Origin of the sequence: Pseudomonas fluorescens NCIMB 11764 (genome assembly GCF_000293885.2) — a bacterium.
Classification (GTDB): Bacteria; Pseudomonadota; Gammaproteobacteria; order Pseudomonadales; family Pseudomonadaceae; genus Aquipseudomonas; species Aquipseudomonas fluorescens_B.
Genome location: NZ_CP010945.1, coordinates 2,422,829 through 2,443,071, shown reverse-complemented (window position 1 = coordinate 2,443,071; position 20,243 = coordinate 2,422,829). Strand labels below are relative to the sequence as shown.

Sequence of the window (20,243 nt, the reverse complement as noted above, 5' to 3'; positions counted from 1 at the left end):
GATCTTGAGCCTTAAAGGGCAGCCTGGCGTACCTGCTTTTCCAGCTCGGCCTTCAAACCCGGCTCCAGCTTCAGCTGCCGAGCGAGTTCATCCAGGTAGGACTTCTCCATAAAGTTCTCTTCGTCCACCAGCATCACGCTGGCGATGTACATCTCGGCGGCCATTTCCGGGGTGCTGGCGGCGCGCGCCACATCGGTTGGATCGAGCGGCTTGTTGAGCTCGGCGTGCAGCCAGTGTTGCAGCTCCTGATCGTTGTCGAGCTTGGTGAACTCGCCTTCGATCAACGCGCGCTCGCGCTCATCGACATGACCATCAGCCTTGGCCGCGGCCACCAGCGCCTTGAGGATCGCCTGACTGTGTTGCTCGACCTGGGCGGCCGGAACCCGGTCCACCGTTTGCGGTTCGCCCCGAGGTGCAGCGCCCTGCTGGGCCTGCCAGTTACCGTAAGCCTTGTAGGCAATGACGCCCAGCGCTGCGAGGCCGCCGTAAATGGCGACTTTGCCGCCGACTTTGCGAACCTTTTTGTTGCCGATCAACAGCCCCATGGCGCCCGCCGCCAGTGCACCTCCACCGGCGCCCGAGAGCAAACTGCCAAGGCCGCCCGAGCCACCGCTGCCGCCGAGCAGCCCACCCAGGCCGCCGCTGGAAGCCTTGTTCTGTGCACCACCCGCCTTGTTCTGCAGCAGGTCCTGGCCGGACTTGAGTAGTTGATCGAGCAATCCACGGGTAATCATTTTTGCCACCTCCACGAAAGGGGTTTACCGACACTTAAGGCCACCAGCCTAGATCGAAAGTGCCCACCCCTTCCCGGTGAGAGTGCTTCCAGATGTTGCTCATCTCCTGTAACGCAAAAAAGCCCATCGATTAAAAAGATATACACTCGAGTGAATCTATAAAAACCGCCCACCGGGTAATTCTTCATGATGACCTTGCGTCAGATTCGCCATTTCATCGCCGTGGCCGAGACCGGCTCGATCTCGGCCGCCGCGCAAACTGCGTTCATTTCCCAATCGACACTGACCCTGGCCATCCAGCAACTGGAGCAGGAAATCGGCGTCGGACTGTTCAACCGTCATGCCAAGGGCATGACTCTGACCCACCAAGGACATCAATTCCTACGCCAGGCGCACTTGATTCTGGCGACGGTGGACAACGCCAAGCGCAGCCTGCAACAAAGCACCGACCAGGTCGCCGGGCAATTGATCATCGGCGTGACCAGCCTCGTCGCCGGTTACTATCTCGCGGATTTGCTCACCCGTTTTCAACGCGCCTACCCCAACGTCGAGATCCGCGTGATGGAGGACGAGCGCCCGTACATCGAGCATTTGCTGGTCAGCGGCGAGATCGATGTCGGCGTGCTGATCCTCTCCAACCTCGAGGACCGCCACGCCCTGCAAACGGAAGTGCTGACCCATTCGCCCCATCGATTATGGTTGCCGGCCCAGCATCCGCTGCTGGAACACGACAGCATCAACCTCGCCGACGTCGCCCGTGAGCCACTGATACAGCTGAACGTCGATGAAATGGATCGCAATGCCCAGCGCATGTGGTCGGCGGCGTCACTTCAACCGCGCATTACCCTCAGAACCGCTTCGACCGAGGCGGTGCGAAGCCTGGTGGCCGCCGGATTAGGCGTGTCGATCCAGCCCGACATGACGTACCGCCCATGGTCATTGGAGGGCGACATCATCGAAGCGCGGCCCATCGCCGACCTGAGCCAGACCCTCGACGTCGGCTTGGCCTGGCGCCGTGGCACGGCGCGCCCGGCGCTGGTGGACCCGTTTCTGACGGTCGCTCGCGAGCAACCCCACGGCGGACGCAAGCCATCTATTTAATCGAACGCCACCTTCAGTATTTAGTATTTGTCGACCTCGGGTCCGGGCACTAGTCTTGGTGCATCTATAAGACGGCCGGCCTCAGTCACTGGGAGCAGCATGGCCACACAAGAAAAGAGATCCAGAAAAATGGCTGGCACGCAGACCCCGTTGTTCACCGCGTTGCTGATCGATGGCGAACTGGTCGCGGGTCAGGGTTTTGTCGAACCGATCCTCAATCCGGCCACCGGCGAGGTGCTGACGCACATTGCCGAAGCCAGCACCGAGCAAGTCGAAGCCGCGATCCTCGCGGCCCATCGTGCGTTCGCCAGTTGGTCGCGGACCACGCCGCAGCAGCGCTCGAACCTGCTGCTGGACATTGCCAACGCCATCGAAAAACAAGCCGACCTGCTCGCCCGCCTCGAATCCCTGAACTGCGGCAAACCCTTGCACCTGGCCCGACAGGACGACTTGAGCGCGACGGTCGACGTGTTCCGCTTCTTCGCCGGTGCCGTGCGCTGCCAGACCGGCCAGCTCAGTGGCGAATACTTGCCGGGTTACACCAGCATGGTGCGCCGCGATCCTATTGGGGTGGTTGCGTCCATCGCACCGTGGAATTACCCGATCATGATGGCCGCGTGGAAAATCGCCCCCGCCCTCGCCGCCGGCAATACGCTGGTGTTCAAACCGTCCGAGCACACGCCGCTGTCGATTCTGGCCCTGGCACCCGCACTGGCGGAGATCCTGCCGCGCGGCGTGATCAACATCATTTGTGGCGGCGGTGAAGGCGTTGGCAGCCACTTGGTCAGTCACCCGAAAATCCGCATGGTGTCCCTGACCGGCGATATCGTCACCGGGCAAAAAATCCTGCAAGCCGCTGCGAAAACCCTGAAGCGCACGCACCTCGAACTCGGCGGCAAAGCGCCGGTGATCGTCTGCAACGATGCCGACATTCAAGCCGTGGTCGACGGCGTGCGCACCTACGGTTACTACAACGCCGGCCAGGACTGCACCGCCGCCTGCCGAATTTATGCACAGGCCGGAATTCATGACCGACTGGTGGCCGAACTCGGTGCGGCGGTCAGCAGCCTGCGCTTCGCCGGCAAACGCGATGCCGACAACGAAATCGGTCCGCTGATCAGCACCCGCCAGCGCGACCGCGTGGCCAGTTTCGTCGAACGCGCCCTCGGCCAGCCGCACATCGAGCGCGTGACTGGCGCGGCCGTGCATTCCGGCGCCGGCTTCTATTACCAGCCGACGTTGCTCGCCGGTTGCAAACAGAGCGATGAAATCGTCCAGCGCGAAGTGTTCGGGCCTGTGGTCACCGTGACCCGTTTCGATCAACTCGAACAAGCCGTGGACTGGGCCAACGATTCGGAATACGGCCTCGCGTCTTCGGTCTGGACCCAGAACCTCGACAAAGCCATGCAAGTGGCCGCGCGCTTGCAGTACGGCTGCACCTGGATCAACAGTCACTTCATGCTGGTCAGCGAAATGCCCCATGGCGGCCTGAAACGCTCGGGCTACGGCAAAGACCTCTCCAGCGATTCGCTTCAGGACTACAGCGTGGTGCGGCACATCATGGCGCGCCACGGACAGCATCTCTGACTACGCTAATAACAAGCCGCCAACGGCATGCTTCACCACGTTCACAACTGCCCCGACCATAATTAAAGAAGAGGGAATTCCCATGTTCGTGCACAAGACCGCACTGCTCAGTGCAATCACCACGGCGCTGCTGGCGAGCGCCAGCATCCAGGCCGCCGAACCGCTGAAAGCCGTCGGTGCCGGCGAAGGCCAGCTGGACATCGTCGCCTGGCCCGGCTACATCGAACGTGGCGAAAGCGACAAGGCCTACGACTGGGTGACCGATTTCGAGAAGGAAACCGGCTGCAAGGTGAACGTGAAAACGGCCGCCACTTCCGATGAGATGGTCAGCCTGATGTCCAAGGGCGGCTACGACCTGGTGACCGCGTCGGGCGATGCGTCGCTGCGGTTGATCGTCGGCAAGCGAGTACAGCCGATCAACACCGCGTTGATTCCGAACTGGAAGAACCTTGACCCGCGTCTCAAGGATGGCCCGTGGTACGTCGTCAACAAACAAACCTTTGGCACTCCGTACCAGTGGGGGCCGAACGTGCTGATGTACAACACCAACGTGTTCAAGACTGCCCCGGACAGCTGGAGCGTGGTGTTCGAAGAGCAGACCCTGCCGGACGGCAAGTCCAACAAGGGCCGGGTCCAGGCTTACGACGGTCCGATCTACATCGCCGATGCGGCGCTCTACCTCAAGGCGAAACGGCCGGAACTGGGGATCAAGGACCCGTACCAGCTCAACGAAGAACAATACAAAGCCGCGCTGGACCTGCTGCGCAAACAGCAGCCGTTGATCCACCGCTACTGGCATGACGCGACCGTGCAGATGAGTGACGTCAAGAACGAAGGCGTCGTGGCGTCCAGTACCTGGGGCTACATGGTCAACGGTCTGGTGGCGGACAAGCAGCCGGTGGCTTCGGTCATTCCGAAAGAAGGTGCCACGGGTTGGGCCGACACCACCATGCTGCACGCCGACGCCAAACACCCAAACTGTGCCTACAAGTGGATGGACCATTCGCTGCAACCGAAGGTCCAGGGCGACCTGGCCGCCTGGTTCGGTTCGTTGCCGTCGGTTCCCGCGGGCTGCAAAGAGAGTGAATTGCTCGGCGCCGAAGGCTGCAAGACCAACGGTTTCGACCAGTTCGAAAAAATCGCCTTCTGGAAAACCCCGCAGGCTGAAGGCGGCAAGTTCGTGCCATACAGCCGCTGGACCCAGGACTACATCGCGATCATGGGCGGCAGATAACACACCGCCCCCCCGTGGCGAGGGAGCTTGCTCCCGCTGGAGTGCGGAGCACTCCCAAAAGGGCTGATGCGGTCTGCATGACAGGCCGCATGACTGGTTTTGGGGCGGCTTCGCCACCCAGCGGGAGCAAGCTCCCTCGCCACACACGCCAACTGATTCAGATTTTTCAGATGTCCTGGCGGGGCCGCTGTGACGGCCCTCGCCTTTTCGGAGCACCGCACCATGACGCTTGCAGTCCAGTTCACCAACGTTTCCCGTCTTTTCGGCGAAGTGAAAGCCGTAGACCGGGTTTCCATCGACATCCAGGACGGCGAGTTCTTTTCCATGCTGGGCCCTTCCGGCTCGGGCAAAACCACGTGTTTGCGCCTGATCGCCGGTTTTGAACAACCGAGCGCAGGCTCGATCCGGATTCATGGTCACGAAGCCGCCGGGCTGCCGCCGTATGAGCGTGACGTCAACACAGTGTTTCAGGACTACGCGCTGTTCCCGCACATGAACGTGCTCGACAACGTGGCCTACGGTTTGAAAGTCAAAGGCGTCGGCAAGGCAGAACGCCGCAAACGCGCCGAAGAAGCCCTCGACATGGTCGCCCTCGGCGGCTACGGCGAGCGCAAGCCGGTGCAGCTCTCCGGCGGTCAACGCCAGCGTGTGGCCCTGGCCCGCGCATTGGTCAATCGCCCACGGGTGTTGCTGCTCGACGAACCCCTCGGCGCCCTCGACTTGAAGCTGCGCGAGCAAATGCAGAGTGAGCTGAAGAAGCTGCAACGCCAGCTCGGCATCACGTTCATTTTCGTCACCCACGATCAGACCGAAGCGCTGTCGATGTCTGACCGCGTGGCCGTGTTCAACAAGGGGCGCATCGAGCAGGTCGACACGCCACGCAATCTCTACATGAAACCGGCGACCACCTTTGTCGCGGAATTCGTCGGCACCTCCAACGTGATTCGCGGCGATCTGGCGCAGCAACTCAGCGGCAATCCGCAGCCGTTTTCGATCCGCCCGGAACACGTGCGTTTCGCCGAAGGCCCGCTGGCCAGTCACGAAATCGAAGTCAGCGGCTTACTCCACGACATTCAGTACCAGGGCAGCGCCACGCGCTATGAACTGAAACTGGAAAACGGCCAGACCCTGAACATCAGTCAGGCCAACAACCAGTGGCTGGACGTCAGCGCGCAGCATCAGACCGGGCAACGCCTCAGCGCACGCTGGGCGCGGGAAGCGATGATCCCGCTGCACGACACCGTTGCCGGCGGGGTGTGAGATGACCAGCGTAGCTCTCCCTCAAACGCCGGCCGGCGGCTCGCCGTTGCGCAGGTTTTCCAACCTGCTGTATCGCCGACCGAATTTTTACCTGGCGCTGCTGCTGGTGCCGCCGCTGTTGTGGTTCGGCGCGATCTACCTCGGTTCGCTGCTGGTGCTGTTGTGGCAAGGCTTCTACACCTTCGACGACTTCACCATGGCGGTCACGCCGGACCTGACCCTGGCCAATTTCGCCGCGCTGTTCCAGCCCTCGAACTTCGACATCATCCTGCGCACCTTGAGCATGGCAGTCGTGGTGTCGATCGCCAGCGCCATCGTCGCGTTCCCGATTGCCTACTACATGGCGCGCTACACCACGGGCAAAACCAAGGCGTTTTTCTACATCGCGGTGATGATGCCGATGTGGGCCAGTTACATCGTCAAGGCCTATGCCTGGACCTTGCTGCTGGCCAAGGGCGGCGTGGCGCAGTGGTTCGTTCAACACCTTGGACTGGAGCCGGTCTTGCAGTTCGTGCTGGGCATTCCGGGCGTGGGCGGCAGCACCTTGTCGACATCGCACCTGGGACGCTTCATGGTGTTCGTCTACATCTGGCTGCCGTTCATGATCCTGCCGATTCAGGCCTCGCTGGAACGTCTGCCGCCCTCGCTGCTGCAAGCCTCCGCCGACCTGGGTGCCAAGCCACGCCAGACCTTCATGCAGGTGATTCTGCCGCTGTCGATTCCGGGCATCGCCGCCGGTTCGATCTTCACGTTTTCGCTGACCCTGGGCGACTTCATCGTGCCGCAACTGGTGGGCCCGCCGGGGTACTTCGTCGGCAGCATGGTCTACGCCCAGCAAGGCGCGATCGGCAACATGCCGATGGCCGCGGCCTTCACGCTGGTGCCGATTGTGCTGATCGCCATTTACCTGACCATCGTCAAACGACTGGGGGCCTTCGATGCACTCTGAGAAAGCTTCTTTAGGCCTGAAAATCGCAGCCTGGGGCGGACTGGTGTTCCTGCACTTCCCGATCCTGATCATCTTCCTCTACGCCTTCAACACCGAAGACGCAGCGTTCAGCTTTCCGCCCAGGGGCTTCACCCTGAAGTGGATCGGCGTGGCGTTCTCACGGCCGGACGTGCTGGAAGCGATCAAACTGTCGCTGCAGATCGCCTCCGTGGCGACGCTGATTGCGCTGGTACTCGGCACGCTGGCATCGGCCGCGTTGTACCGGCGGGATTTCTTCGGCAAGCAGGGCATCTCGCTGATGCTGATTTTGCCCATCGCGTTGCCGGGGATCATCACCGGGATCGCGCTGCTGGCGACGTTCAAGACGCTGGGCATCGAGCCGGGGATGTTCACCATCATCGTCGGCCACGCGACCTTCTGCGTGGTGATCGTCTACAACAACGTCATCGCCCGGTTGCGCCGCACGTCGCACAGTTTGATCGAAGCCTCGATGGACCTCGGCGCCGACGGTTGGCAGACCTTCCGCTACATCGTCCTGCCGAACCTGGGCTCGGCGATGCTCGCCGGCGGCATGCTCGCGTTTGCGCTGTCGTTCGACGAAATCATCGTCACCACCTTCACCGCCGGCCATGAACGCACCCTGCCGCTGTGGCTGCTCAACCAGCTCAGCCGCCCACGGGACGTGCCGGTGACCAACGTCGTCGCGATGCTGGTGATGATGGTGACCATGCTGCCGATTCTCGGCGCCTATTACCTGACCCGTGGTGGTGAAAGCGTGGCGGGCAGTGGCGGGAAATAACTGACAACGACTACTCACTGTAGGGACCCGCGCCCACATTTGGGCCGCTTCCTACAGAAGAAAACAACAGTTCCGAAGAGGACAGAACCATGCAAACCCAACTCTTGATCAACGGCCAACTGCTCGACGGCGAAGGCCCCGCCCAACCGGTGTTCAACCCGGCCCTCGGTCGCGTGCTGGTGGAAATCAACGAAGCCAGCGAAGCCCAGGTCGATGCCGCCGTGCGCGCTGCCGACGCCGCGTTCGACAGCTGGTCGCAGACTCCGCCCAAGGAGCGCTCGCTGCTGCTGCTCAAACTCGCCGACGCCATCGAAGCCCACGGCGAAGAGCTGGCCAAACTCGAATCCGACAACTGCGGCAAACCCTACAGCGCCGCGTTGAACGACGAGATTCCGGCGATTGCCGACGTGTTCCGTTTCTTCGCCGGCGCCAGCCGTTGCATGAGCGGCTCGGCCGGCGGTGAATACCTGGCCGGCCACACCTCGATGATCCGCCGCGATCCGGTGGGCGTGATCGCCTCCATCGCGCCGTGGAACTACCCGCTGATGATGGTCGCCTGGAAAATCGCCCCGGCCCTCGCCGCCGGTAATACCGTGGTGCTCAAGCCGTCGGAGCAAACCCCGCTGACCGCGCTGCGCCTGGCGCAACTGGCGTCGGAAATCTTCCCGGCCGGCGTACTCAACCTGGTGTTCGGCCGTGGTCCTTCCGTCGGCAGCCCATTGGTCACCCACCCGAAAGTGCGCATGGTGTCGCTGACCGGCTCCATCGCTACCGGTTCGAACATCATTTCCAGCACCGCCGACAGCGTCAAACGCATGCACATGGAACTGGGCGGCAAGGCCCCGGTGATCATCTTCGACGACGCCGATATCGACGCCGCCGTGGAAGGCATTCGCACCTTCGGTTTCTACAACGCTGGCCAGGACTGCACCGCGGCCTGCCGCATCTATGCGCAGGAAGGCATCTACGACAGATTCGTCGAGAAGCTCGGCGCGGCGGTCAGCAGCATCAAGTACGGCCTGCAGGATGACCCGTCGACCGAACTCGGGCCGCTGATCACCGCGCAGCACCGCGACCGGGTGGCCGGTTTTGTCGAACGTGCCATGGCGCAATCGCACATCCGTTTGATCACCGGCGGCAAGGCGGTTGAAGGCAATGGTTTCTTCTTTGAACCGACGGTGCTGGCCGACGCGCTGCAGGACGACGAAATCGTCCGTCGCGAAGTGTTCGGGCCGGTGGTGTCGGTGACCAAATTCAGCGACGAAGCGCAGGTGCTGGGCTGGGCCAACGATTCGGACTACGGCCTGGCGTCATCGGTGTGGACCGCCGACGTCGGTCGTGCGCATCGCCTGTCGGCGCGCTTGCAGTACGGCTGCACCTGGGTGAACACGCACTTCATGCTGGTCAGCGAAATGCCCCACGGCGGTCAGAAATTGTCCGGCTACGGGAAGGACATGTCGATGTACGGGCTGGAGGACTACACCGTTGTGCGGCATGTGATGTTCAAGCACTAAAAGCTTCGCGAGCAAGCCGGCTCCTACAAAGGTTTTTGTGCACGACGCGGACCTGTGGGAGCTGGCTTGCCAGCGATGGCGTCAACTCGGTTTCAGGGCCGAAACCGGCAACACGCACCACCAGGTTTCAACGCAGACAACCAAAACAATAACCACCGATCCGGGCAGCGCCGCCAAGGCCCCGCCACGGTTTCGGACATCCGAAATCTGCCGATTTTCCGGAGCTAACACACCATGAACGCCATCCCCGAACTCTCTGCAGCCGCTGCCGACAGCGATGCCGAGCAACTCCTCAAGCTGGGTTACACGTCCAACTTCAACCGCAGCATGAGCCTGTGGGAAAACTTCGCCCTGGGCTTCACTTACCTCTCGCCGGTCGTAGGGGTTTATACCCTCTTCGGCCTGTGCCTGGCCGCCGGTGGGCCACCGATGTTCTGGGCCTATTTGCTGGTCGGTTGCGGCCAGTTGCTGGTGTGCCTGATCTTCGGTGAAGTGGTCTCGCAGTTCCCGATTTCCGGTGGCGTCTACCCATGGGCTCGCCGCTTGGTGGGCAAACGCTGGGCGTGGATGGTCGGCTGGATCTACTCCATCGCCCTGTGCGTCACCATCGCTGCCGTTGCCGTGGGTGCAGGACCTTACCTGGCCGCGATGATGGGTTTTGAACCCAGCGGTAACACCAACATCGTCATCGCTCTGGTGCTGACGCTGTTCGCCACACTGGTCAATCTCAGCGGCACCAAAGTGCTGGCGCGGATCGCCATGTTCGGCTTTCTCTGCGAGCTGGTCGGCGCGGTGATCGTCGGCGTGTACCTGCTGATTTTCGAACGCCATCAACCGATCAGCGTGCTGTTCAACACCTTCGACATCAGCATTGATGGTTCCTACCTGCCGGCCTTCCTGACAGCCTCGCTGGCGGGGATGTTCCTGTACTACGGCTTTGAAGCCTGCGGCGACGTGGCTGAAGAAACCCCGAACCCGAGCAAGCAGATCCCGGTGGCCATGCGCATGACCATCTACATCGGCGGCATCGCGGCGATGTTCGCCTGCCTGGCGCTGATCCTCGCCGTGCCGGACATGCAAGCGGTGATCAACGGCACCGACAAAGACCCGGTCACCACCATCCTCAACAACGCCTTCGGCCCGGTCGGTTCGAAAGTGGTGATGGGCGTGGTGATGATTTCCTTCATCTCCTGCGTCATCAGCCTGCAAGCGGCGGCGAGTCGTCTGCTGTATTCCTACGCCCGGGATGAAATGGTCATCGGCAGCTCACTGCTGAAGAAGATTTCCCCTACAACCCAGGTTCCGGTCGCCGCGTTGTTCGTCTCCGGCGTCCTGCCGGCGCTGATCATCATTCTCGGCTTCTTCCTGCAAGACGCAGTGGCCACCATCGTCAGCTTCGCCGCCATCGGCATCTACCTGGCGTTCCAGATGATCGTCCTCGCCGCGCTTTATGCCCGCCTGAAAGGCTGGAAACCGAACGGCAAATTCACCCTCGGTGCATGGGGTTGGCCGGTGAACATCGGCGCGCTGGTTTATGGTGTCGGCGCCATCATCAACATGGCCTGGCCACGTACACCGGATGCAGCGTGGTACATCAACTATGCAATGGTGTTGAGTACGGCGATCGTGATTGGGTTGGGGCTGCTTTATATGTGGATTGCCAAGCCGTATGACCATGGCGCGGCGCCTGCGGGGGATGCATGGAAGGTTAGTCGCTAAGAACGATTGCCCCGGGATTCTGTGGGTTCCCGGGGCAAGCTTCACTCGTCAAACGGCATCTGTCGTCCCCCCGCAGTTCAGCCACCAATTCATCCCTATGCTTCGAAGCGATCTTGGGCATAGGCCTCAGGTTCCGGTTTTCTGTACTCGGTGAAAAAACAGGAAACTCCTACAGATCGAGCCTTCCCGAAAAGACTCTGATTCCTACGGCACGCGACGCAAGAGCAGACTTGTCGCCGCGAGCGTCTGACCGATAGGCTTTGCCCTGTCGCTGCAAAATCAGCGGCTCGGTGTCGAAGCCGGAACACAATCAATACGGCGCTACCGCGCTCCTCTGAGTGGCGGCTCCCTTTTCAAATTGGAGTCGAAAAAATGATTACGCACGCTTCAAATACATCTGAAAGTCATCGCCATTTCATCCCCACCGTTTTCCCACGCCACAACCGTTTCCTCCACGCTGTCATCCAAGCCAACCAAGCTTGGTTCTGCGTCCACGATCTGGGACGTTTGATGGGCCGCCCGCTGGACCAACGACTCACACAAAAACTCGACCCTGATCAACGCCGATACATCTGGCTGCTGAAAAACGGCAAAACCGTCGAATCACTCATGGTCAGCGAGTCTGGAATGTACGCATTGCTGGTCCACCATTTTGTCCCGGAAAACCGCAACCTGCGCCAATGGCTGAGTAACGAAGTCATACCTGCGCTGCGTGAGTCGAACGCGGCACCTGTGGAAAACATGCCTAGCCTGAGTTCGTTGCAATGGGGCGGGCTCTCGGTGCCACTGCTGCACTGGCAACAGTCGGCCTGGATCAAGTGGCGGGACATGCCGGATCTGGTACAGGCGCAGCGGCCGTTTCCAATCATGGGCACTTGCAGCTGAAGCACAGCCAATGAAAAGGGGCAGACTTCACAGTCCGCCCCTTCAGTTTGGGTACATCTATTAAATGGCTTTCACGGTAACCACCTCGACTCAAAACCGCGAAACACTGCGCATCGCATCCACCAGATACCGCATCGCGATCCGGTCACTCTCCGACAACTCGCGATACCGCTCCACCAGTTTCAACTCCTCGGAATTAAGCCGACGCCTTCGCCGCCCGATACCCAGGCAAGGGAAGATCCCCAACATTTCGGTAATGCCTTGTACTTTCGACATGGACGATGTCCCTCTTTAAGTCAAAGAAAACTTCAGATACCGCATCGCCCTTCTCTTTTTCAGCCGCGTCCTTGTACAACTGAATCCCACCGGCCTGAGGGCAGAAACCGGTCATGCCCATAGAATAGGAAGTAAATTGGCGCTGAAAAGCGGTTTTTAGAGTAATTAGTCGAAAAAAGCAGAAATGCCCTGTAAATCAGAAATCTCTGTGGGAAACGTTAACCGAAACGTCTTGTTTCATTGCGATGCTATCGTCACGCCATCAATCATTTTTGCTCTGCCACCGAACGGTTTAAGCTATTTGGCATCTGTTTAAAGTCCGTTGCGTTTGGCCGAAGGCATGTCCGAACCTCCATTTCTGATCCAGCACGTGCCAGGAACGGCGCGGGATTGTTCACGACAGGTTGTACTTATGCACCGCAGGAATTTGCTCAAAGCGTCCATGGCCATCGCTGCCTACACTGGTTTGTCCGCCACTGGCCTGCTCGCTGCCCGCGCCTGGGCCGGGAATGAAACGGCGGATGGCAAGGCTCAGGCCTTCGACTTCGAAACCCTGAAAATCCAGGCCAAGCAACTTGCCGGCAACCGCTATCAGGACACCAAGCAGGTGCTGCCGCCGACGCTGGCGACCATGACCCCGCAAAATTTCAACGCGATCCGCTACGACGCCAATCATTCCTTGTGGAAGGATTTGAAAGGTCAGCTGGACGTGCAGTTTTTCCACGTCGGCATGGGTTTCAAGCAGCCGGTGCGCATGTACAGCGTCGACCCCAAGACGCGTCAGGCGCGGGAGGTGCATTTCCGTCCCTCGCTGTTCAACTATGAAAAAACCACGGTCGATACCAAGCAGCTCACGGGTGACCTGGGTTTTTCCGGTTTCAAGCTGTTCAAAGCGCCTGAGCTGGACCGGCATGACGTGTTGTCGTTCCTCGGCGCCAGTTATTTCCGCGCGGTAGATGCTACGGGCCAGTACGGTCTGTCGGCCCGTGGTCTGGCGGTCGATACCTACGCGAAGAAACGTGAGGAATTCCCGGACTTCACCAAGTTCTGGTTCGAGACCCCGGACAAGGACAGCACCCGTTTCGTGGTGTACGCCCTGCTGGACTCGCCGAGCGCGACCGGTGCCTACCGGTTCGACATCGATTGCCAGGCCGAACGCGTGGTGATGGAGGTTGACGCTCACATCAATGCACGCACCGCCATCGAACAACTGGGCATCGCACCGATGACCAGCATGTTCAGCTGCGGCACCCACGAGCGGCGCATGTGCGACACCATTCACCCGCAGATCCATGATTCGGATCGCCTGGCGATGTGGCGTGGCAATGGCGAGTGGATCTGCCGTCCACTGAACAATCCGGCCACCCTGCAATTCAACGCCTTCGCCGACACCGACCCGAAAGGTTTCGGTCTGGTGCAGACCGATCACGAGTTCGCCAATTATCAGGACACCGTCGACTGGTACAGCAAACGCCCAAGCCTGTGGGTAGAACCTACAACCGCGTGGGGCGAAGGCTCTATCGATCTGCTGGAAATTCCTACAACCGGCGAAACCCTCGATAACATCGTCGCGTTCTGGACCCCGAAAAAACCGGTCGCCGCCGGCGATTCCCTGAATTACGGCTACAAGCTGTACTGGAGCGCGCTGCCGCCGGTCGGTACGCCACTGGCGCGGGTCGCCGCGACCCGTTCGGGCATGGGCGGCTTCACTGAGGGCTGGGCACCGGGCGAACATTATCCGGAGGTCTGGGCACGCCGGTTTGCGGTGGACTTCACTGGCGGCGGTCTGGACCGCTTGCCTGAAGGCACAGGCATTGAGCCGGTAGTGACGTGCTCCAACGGCGAAGTCAAAGACTTCAACGTGCTGGTGCTGGATGACATCAAGGGCTACCGGATTACGTTTGACTGGTTCCCGACCAATGACAGTGTGGCCCCGGTGGAGCTGCGGTTGTTCATTCGCACCAATGACCGGACGCTGAGCGAGACCTGGTTGTATCAGTACTTCCCGCCGGCGCCGGAGAAGCGTAAGTACACCTGAAGCAAGAGGGTTGTCTGGGCAGGTCTTTTCGCGAGCCTGCTCGCGAAGACTGCAGCACAGTCAATGAATCCCCCCCCAGACAAACAAAAGCCCCGATCAACCTGATCGGGGCTTTTTGCTTTTACCGCATCACTCAGTCACGCAAATCCGACTCATGAATCGGCTGATCCCTGTGCGTCGCCCGTTGATACTGCGCCGGCCAAATGGCCTTGCGCCCTCCCAGGTCGTCATCGGCATGCAACGGCCAGTACGGGTCGCGCAGGAGCTCACGGGCGAGGAAGATGATGTCGGCCTGACAGGTGCGCAGAATGTGCTCGGCCTGGGCCGGTTCGGTGATCATTCCTACCGTGCCGGTCGCAATGCCTGACTCTTTGCGCACACGTTCGGCGAAGCGGGTTTGATAACCGGGACCTGTAGGAATTTCCGCGTTGGCCGCCGTGCCGCCCGAGGAGACGTCAATCAGGTCCACGCCCAGGTCTTTGAGGCGTCGCGCCAGTTCAACGGTTTCATCAGGATTCCAGCCGTCTTCCACCCAATCGGTGGCCGACACGCGCACGAACACCGGCAACTCCTCTGGCCAAACCGCACGCACTGCTTCGGTGACTTGCAGCACCAGCCGAATACGATTCTCGAACGAACCGCCATATTGATCGCGCCGCTGATTGCTCAAGGGCGATAGAAACTGGTGCAGCAGGTAACCGTGGGCGGCGTGGACTTCGACGACTTTGAAACCGGCGGTCAGCGCGCGCTTCGCTGAGTCAACGAACGCCTGAATGACCTCGGCGATCTGGCCCTCATCGAGCTGCTTCGGTGGTGTGTGCTGCGGATCGAACGCAATCGGCGAAGGGCCAACGGGTGTCCAGCCGCCGTCTTCAGGTTTGACGCTACCGTGCTTGCCAATCCACGGCCGATGGGTGCTGGCCTTGCGCCCGGCGTGGGCCAACTGAATGCCGGCGACGGCGCCTTGGGCGGTGATGAAACGAGTGATGCGTTGCAGCGGCTCGATCTGTTCGTCATTCCACAAGCCGAGGTCTTCGGCGGTGATGCGTCCATCGGCGGTGACGGCCGTGGCTTCGGTAAAAATCAGACCGGCGCCGCCGACAGCACGGCTGCCGAGGTGTACCAGATGCCAGTCATTGGCCAGGCCATCGACACTCGAATACTGGCACATTGGTGATACGGCAATGCGGTTCAGCAAGGTCAGTTGGCGAAGGGTATAGGGTTCAAGCAGCAGACTCATGGGGCACCTCTCGTCTCAGTGGGCAGGCTCCAGGGTTCTGTTTGAAAAGTCGACGAGTGACAGGAAAAAGGTGCAGCACCCGCCCCCGCGGGCAAAAAATTGACAAGACGTCACAAGGATTATCAAGCAGTGCTTAGAGCCTAGTCGACAATGGGGGATGAGGGAGGGTTCCGAGAGATTCGGCGACCGCGAAATCGCTATCGCCAGCAAGCCGGCCCTTGCAGGGTGTGCGCAAATCCCCCCAGGAGCCGGCTTGCTGGCGATGGGGTCAACGCGGTTCGATGTGGGCAATCATCAGCTGAACCGTCTCATTCCCGCGAAACTCGTTAAGGTCGAGTTTGTAGGCCAGTTCCACCCATTTGATCGTCGGGTTCGGCCAGATATCGCGGTCGATTCCAAAAGCGATGCCGTCCAGCTTCACCGAGCCGCATTCGCTTTTCAGCACCACTTTGAGGTGCCGTTCGCCGACAACCCGTTGTTCGACCAACTGAAACACCCCATGGAACAATGGCTCCGGGAAGTGCTGTCCCCACGGCCCGGCATGCCGCAGCGCACGCGCCAGTTCGAGATGAAATTCCTCGACGGCCAAAGTCCCGTCCGACAGCAAACGCCCGGTCAGGTCTTCTTCGCGCAATTGCCTACGCACTTCGGCGTCAAAGGCTTCGGCAAACAGCGGAAAATTCGCCTCCGGCAAGGTCAACCCTGCCGCCATGGCATGGCCGCCGTACTTGCTGATCAGGTTTGGGTGCTGCGCCGCCACCACGCTTAAGGCGTCGCGAATATGGAAACCCTGAACCGAACGCCCCGAGCCCTTGAGCATGCCATCGCCTGCGTCGGCAAAGGCAATCGTCGGACGGAAATAGCGCTCTTTCATACGAGAAGCGAGGATTCCGATGACGCCCTGGTGCCACTCGGGGTCAAAAAGGCATAAGCCGAACGGCATCGATTCAACCGGCAAGTCCTTGAGCTGGGCCAGCGCCTCGCGCTGCATGCCTTGCTCGATGGATTTGCGGTCCTGGTTCATGCCGTCGAGCTGTACGGCCATTTCCCGGGCGAGAGCGGCATCTTCGGTGAGCAGGCATTCAATGCCCAGGCTCATGTCATCCAGCCGCCCTGCCGCGTTCAGGCGCGGGCCGACGATGAACCCGAGATCGGTCGAGGTAATACGCGTGTGGTCGCGCTTGGCGACTTCGAGGATGGCTTTGATACCCGGTCGAGCGCGTCCGGCGCGAATTCTCTCCAGGCCTTGGTGGACGAGAATCCGGTTGTTGGCATCCAGCGGCACCACGTCGGCGACGCTGCCCAACGCTACCAAATCCAGCAACTCACCGATGTTCGGCTGCGGTTTGCTCTCGTACCAGCCAAGGCTGCGCAGACGCGCGCGCAGGGCCATCAACACATAGAAAATCACCCCGACACCCGCCAAGGCCTTGCTCGGAAACCCGCAACCCGGCTGGTTGGGATTGACGATCGCATCGGCCAGCGGCAGTTCGTCGCCGGGCAAGTGGTGATCGGTGACCAGCACCTGGAGGCCAGCCTTTTTCGCCGCCGCCACACCCTCGACGCTGGAGATGCCATTGTCCACGGTGATCAGCAGCTGCGGTGTGCGGGTCAGCGCCACTTCAACGATTTCCGGTGTCAGGCCGTAGCCGTACTCGAAACGGTTCGGCACCAGGTAGTCGACATGCGCCGCGCCCAGCAGGCGCAAGCCCAACATGCCGACCGTACTGGCCGTCGCGCCGTCAGCGTCGAAGTCGCCAACGATCAGAATCCGCTGCCGCTGCTCCAGCGCCGTCACCAGCAAATCCACCGCGGCATCGATGCCTTTGAGCTGCTGGAACGGAATCAGCCGCGCCAGGCTCTTGTCCAGTTCAACCTCGGACAGCACGCCCCGCGCCGCATACAGGCGGGTCAGCAGCGGCGGCAGATCACCGAGGAATGGCAGGGTATCGGGCAACAGGCGAGGTTCGATGCGCATGGGGTGACAGGTGCTTCTCTTGAATACGTAGGATAAAACCGGATGACGCGGTGAACACTCAGCCGCGTTCGCCGCTCAGCCACTGCAACTGGACTTCGTGCTGACCACGGTCGTCGGTGACGAAAATCGTCCCTTCGCTGATCATCACATCCCACTTGATAACGCGCGGCATGTCTTTGGCCAGGGTTTCCAGGACTTCCTGGGGAACCGCGGCGATGTGTACGTTTTTCAGGTTCTTGATCGCCGGGATGACTTTGGTTTCCCAGACACGCAGGCTGCCGTAGGCCAGCAGGCTGGTGCGCTCGGTGCGGCGCGAGCACCACGTCAGGCGATCGGCGTCTGGCTGGCCGACTTCGATCCAGTGCAGGACGCGATCATCCAGGCTCTTTTCCCACAGGGCGGGTTCATCCACGTCTGACAGACCACGGCCAAACGACAGCTGCTCGTTGTACCAGAAGGCGTAGGCCAGCAGCCGCACGGTCATGCGCTCTTCGGTTTCCGACGGGTGACGGGCGATGGTCTGCTTCACCGTCTCGTAAACGCTGCGGTCGAGGTCGGTGAGGTTCAGTTCAAACTTGTAGGTCGTGGACGGCTGGGCCATGAACGGGCTTCTTGATACGTGGAAAGGCGGCAAGTCTAACCGATGCGACAGGCTTCGCGGCCATCAACCTTGAGCGACTGACAGCGGGCTGTGCTAAAACGCTCTATCAGCCAAGCCTTTGTCCTACAGGATCCAGTATGCCGTTCACCGCCAAACCACTCTCAGGTCTGAAAGTCATCGAATTGGGCACTTTGATCGCCGGGCCGTTTGCCTCGCGCATCTGCGGCGAATTCGGTGCCGAAGTGATCAAGATCGAGTCCCCCGACGGCGGCGATCCGTTGCGTAAATGGCGAAAAATGTATGAAGGCACGTCGCTCTGGTGGTTCGTTCAGGCGCGTAACAAGAAGTCCCTGACCCTGAACCTGAAACACCCGGACGGGCTGGCGATCCTGAAAAAGCTGCTGGGTGAAGCCGACATCCTGATCGAGAATTTTCGCCCCGGCGTGCTGGAAAAGCTCGGTCTGGGCTGGGATGTCTTGCACGCACTGAACCCGAAACTGGTCATGGTGCGCCTTTCAGGTTTCGGCCAGACCGGGCCGATGAAGGATCAGCCGGGGTTTGGCGCCGTCGGTGAATCCATGGGCGGCCTGCGCTACATCACCGGTTTCGAGGATCGCCCACCCGTTCGCACCGGGATTTCCATCGGCGATTCGATTGCCGCGCTCTGGGGCGTGATCGGCGCATTGATGGCCTTGCGTCATCGCGAGGTCAACGGCGGTCTGGGTCAAGTGGTGGATGTGGCGCTGTACGAAGCGATCTTCGCCATGATGGAAAGCATGGTCCCGGAGTTCGACGTGTTCGGCTTCATCCGTGAACGCACCGGCAACATCATGCCCGGCATCACCCCCTCCTCGATCCACACCAGCGCTGATGGCAAACATGTGCAGATCGGCGCCAATGGCGATGCGATTTTCAAGCGCTTCATGCTGATCATCGGCCGTGAAGACCTGGCCAATGACCCGGCCCTGGCCAGCAACGACGGGCGTGACAGCCGGCGCGACGAGATTTATGGGGTGATTGATCGGTGGGTCAACGCGTTGCCGCTGGACACCGTCATCGAGCGGTTGAATCAGGCCGATGTCCCCGCCAGCCGGATCTTCAGCGCCGAAGACATGTTCAGTGATCCGCAGTACCTGGCGCGGGAAATGTTCCTGAAAGCGAAGCTGCCGGACGGCAAAGATTTCAAGATGCCGGGAATCGTGCCGAAACTCTCAGAGACACCCGGCAGTTCGGAATGGGTCGGGCCGCAGTTGGGCGAACACAATGCGCAGGTACTCACCGATCTTGGCTATGACAAGGAACAGATCGCAAAGCTGCGTGAAGACGGGGCCATCTAGGCTCAAGCGCCTGCTTTCGCGGCATATCACTGACAGCCTGTCGCACAGCAGGAGGGTGATGTGCGCGTTCGCGACGACAGTTCTGCTCGTCGGTTCGACCTCGTCGGCGATGGCGCAGCCCAAGGAAACCATAATCTGGCTGTTGCGGGATCTGCCACCGCTGACGATTTTCGAAGGACCGAAAAAAAGCCAGGGCGTCATCGATCAACTGTTGCCGCTGTTGATCGCGGGCATGCCGCAATACGAACACACCTTGATGCGGGTCAACCGTGCTCGCGCCTTGCAAATGCTCTACGAGCCGTCCCTTACCTGCGATGCGGCGCTGAACCGAAGCAAGGAACGCGAACGCTGGATCGCGTTTTCCACTCCAGTGTTTCGAGCCATGGGTAACGGCGTGGCCGTGCGACGCGTTGACCGCGAAACGCTCGCGCCCTTCATCCAGGACGGTGAACTGGACCTGGCAGCCTTCCTGGCGAATGGTGGCGAGAAGCTGGGCATTATCGCCGAGCGTAACTACGGCGATTACCTCGACACACTGCTCAAGCAAGCACCGGCTGACTCTCTTACCTCGCACTACGGCAACGACGCCTTGGGCAGTCTGTTGCAGATGCAGCGCCTGGGGCGCTTGCGGTTGCTGCTGGGATACCGTCCGGAAATCCGCTACCAGGCCCAACAGCAAGGGATCGCCGAGGATGAATTGCAGTTCTACCCGATTCGCGGCGCCGAGAAATTCTTGTCTGGATACATCGGCTGCACCGACACGCCAAAAGGCCGGCAGGCGATTATCGAGATCAATCAACTGCTGCGCAAAATGCCCCATGAACGCTTGAGCGAGGCTTACGCTGCGTGGCTCGACCCGGAAAGTCGCGGTGCCTACCTGGAGGAATCCAGGAAGTATTTCGAGCAACAGGCCCAGCAATGACAAATCGCGGGCAAAAAGAAACCCCGAGAAGTGGGGAGACGACTCGGGGTTAAACGTGGTCTACAAAAA

Annotated in this window: 17 protein-coding genes; 12 read left to right on the top strand and 5 right to left on the bottom strand. The window is 60.5% G+C overall.

Annotation, left to right across the window (positions count from 1 at the left end; all coding sequences use genetic code 11):
- Window positions 1-11 precede the first annotated feature (11 nt).
- A complete protein-coding gene (locus B723_RS11075) occupies window positions 12-734 on the bottom strand; it encodes a tellurite resistance TerB family protein (protein WP_017336652.1) in 723 nt (240 codons plus the stop codon).
- 186 nt (window positions 735-920) lie between these two features.
- Between B723_RS11075 and B723_RS11070 the strand changes: the two genes are divergently transcribed.
- The 9 genes from B723_RS11070 (at window position 921) to B723_RS11030 (ending at window position 11,782) form a co-directional block, all read left to right on the top strand.
- Window positions 921-1,835, top strand: a complete 915-nt coding sequence (locus tag B723_RS11070) for a LysR family transcriptional regulator (RefSeq protein WP_008072897.1) — start codon at window positions 921-923, stop codon at window positions 1,833-1,835.
- Between the two features lie 129 nt (window positions 1,836-1,964).
- Window positions 1,965-3,422, top strand: a complete 1,458-nt coding sequence (locus B723_RS11065; RefSeq protein ID WP_017336651.1) for a gamma-aminobutyraldehyde dehydrogenase — start codon at window positions 1,965-1,967, stop codon at window positions 3,420-3,422.
- A gap of 82 nt (window positions 3,423-3,504) precedes the next feature.
- A complete protein-coding gene (gene ydcS / locus B723_RS11060) occupies window positions 3,505-4,656 on the top strand; it encodes a putative ABC transporter substrate-binding protein YdcS (RefSeq protein ID WP_017336650.1) in 1,152 nt (383 codons plus the stop codon).
- A gap of 222 nt (window positions 4,657-4,878) precedes the next feature.
- Window positions 4,879-5,916: an ABC transporter ATP-binding protein gene (locus B723_RS11055; RefSeq protein WP_017336649.1), complete on the top strand. Its 1,038-nt coding sequence runs from the start codon at window positions 4,879-4,881 to the stop codon at window positions 5,914-5,916.
- Between the two features lies 1 nt (window position 5,917).
- Window positions 5,918-6,865 (top strand): ABC transporter permease, encoded by a 948-nt coding sequence (locus B723_RS11050; protein WP_017336648.1) that lies wholly within the window; start codon window positions 5,918-5,920, stop codon window positions 6,863-6,865.
- Window positions 6,855-7,664: an ABC transporter permease gene (locus B723_RS11045; RefSeq protein ID WP_017336647.1), complete on the top strand. Its 810-nt coding sequence runs from the start codon at window positions 6,855-6,857 to the stop codon at window positions 7,662-7,664. The genes B723_RS11050 and B723_RS11045 overlap by 11 nt, the downstream gene beginning before the upstream one ends.
- Before the next feature lie 89 nt (window positions 7,665-7,753).
- Entirely contained in the window at window positions 7,754-9,178 is a 1,425-nt protein-coding gene (locus B723_RS11040) for a gamma-aminobutyraldehyde dehydrogenase (protein ID WP_052909689.1), read from the top strand.
- Between the two features lie 234 nt (window positions 9,179-9,412).
- Window positions 9,413-10,897, top strand: a complete 1,485-nt coding sequence (locus tag B723_RS11035) for an APC family permease (RefSeq protein WP_017340254.1) — start codon at window positions 9,413-9,415, stop codon at window positions 10,895-10,897.
- A 372-nt stretch (window positions 10,898-11,269) separates the two neighbouring features.
- A complete protein-coding gene (locus tag B723_RS11030; protein WP_017340255.1) occupies window positions 11,270-11,782 on the top strand; it encodes a BRO-N domain-containing protein in 513 nt (170 codons plus the stop codon).
- Window positions 11,783-11,872: 90 nt separating this feature from the next.
- On the opposite strand, the gene B723_RS11025 is transcribed toward B723_RS11030, so the two are convergent.
- A complete protein-coding gene (locus B723_RS11025) occupies window positions 11,873-12,058 on the bottom strand; it encodes a hypothetical protein (RefSeq protein WP_017340256.1) in 186 nt (61 codons plus the stop codon).
- Window positions 12,059-12,470: 412 nt separating this feature from the next.
- Here B723_RS11025 and B723_RS11020 point away from each other — a divergent pair, with 412 nt between their 5' ends.
- On the top strand, window positions 12,471-14,096 hold the full coding sequence (locus B723_RS11020; RefSeq protein ID WP_017340257.1) for a glucan biosynthesis protein D: 1,626 nt from the start codon (window positions 12,471-12,473) through the stop codon (window positions 14,094-14,096).
- 133 nt (window positions 14,097-14,229) lie between these two features.
- On the opposite strand, the gene B723_RS11015 is transcribed toward B723_RS11020, so the two are convergent.
- From B723_RS11015 to B723_RS11005, 3 genes are all read right to left on the bottom strand, one after another.
- Entirely contained in the window at window positions 14,230-15,336 is a 1,107-nt protein-coding gene (locus B723_RS11015) for an NADH:flavin oxidoreductase/NADH oxidase (protein ID WP_017340258.1), read from the bottom strand.
- A 268-nt stretch (window positions 15,337-15,604) separates the two neighbouring features.
- Window positions 15,605-17,314, bottom strand: coding sequence for a single-stranded-DNA-specific exonuclease RecJ (recJ, locus tag B723_RS11010; protein WP_017340259.1), 1,710 nt, complete (start codon window positions 17,312-17,314; stop codon window positions 15,605-15,607).
- Window positions 17,315-17,372: 58 nt separating this feature from the next.
- The gene (locus tag B723_RS11005; RefSeq protein WP_007944886.1) at window positions 17,373-17,915 is read right to left on the bottom strand and encodes a YaeQ family protein; all 543 of its coding nucleotides are present in this window, start codon (window positions 17,913-17,915) and stop codon (window positions 17,373-17,375) included.
- A 137-nt stretch (window positions 17,916-18,052) separates the two neighbouring features.
- Between B723_RS11005 and B723_RS11000 the strand changes: the two genes are divergently transcribed.
- Together B723_RS11000 and B723_RS10995 are read left to right on the top strand one after the other, a co-directional pair.
- A complete protein-coding gene (locus tag B723_RS11000) occupies window positions 18,053-19,252 on the top strand; it encodes a CaiB/BaiF CoA transferase family protein (RefSeq protein ID WP_017340260.1) in 1,200 nt (399 codons plus the stop codon).
- Window positions 19,253-19,310: 58 nt separating this feature from the next.
- Complete coding sequence (locus B723_RS10995; protein WP_017340261.1) at window positions 19,311-20,174, top strand: TIGR02285 family protein; 864 nt, start codon at window positions 19,311-19,313, stop codon at window positions 20,172-20,174.
- Window positions 20,175-20,243: the final 69 nt, after the last annotated feature.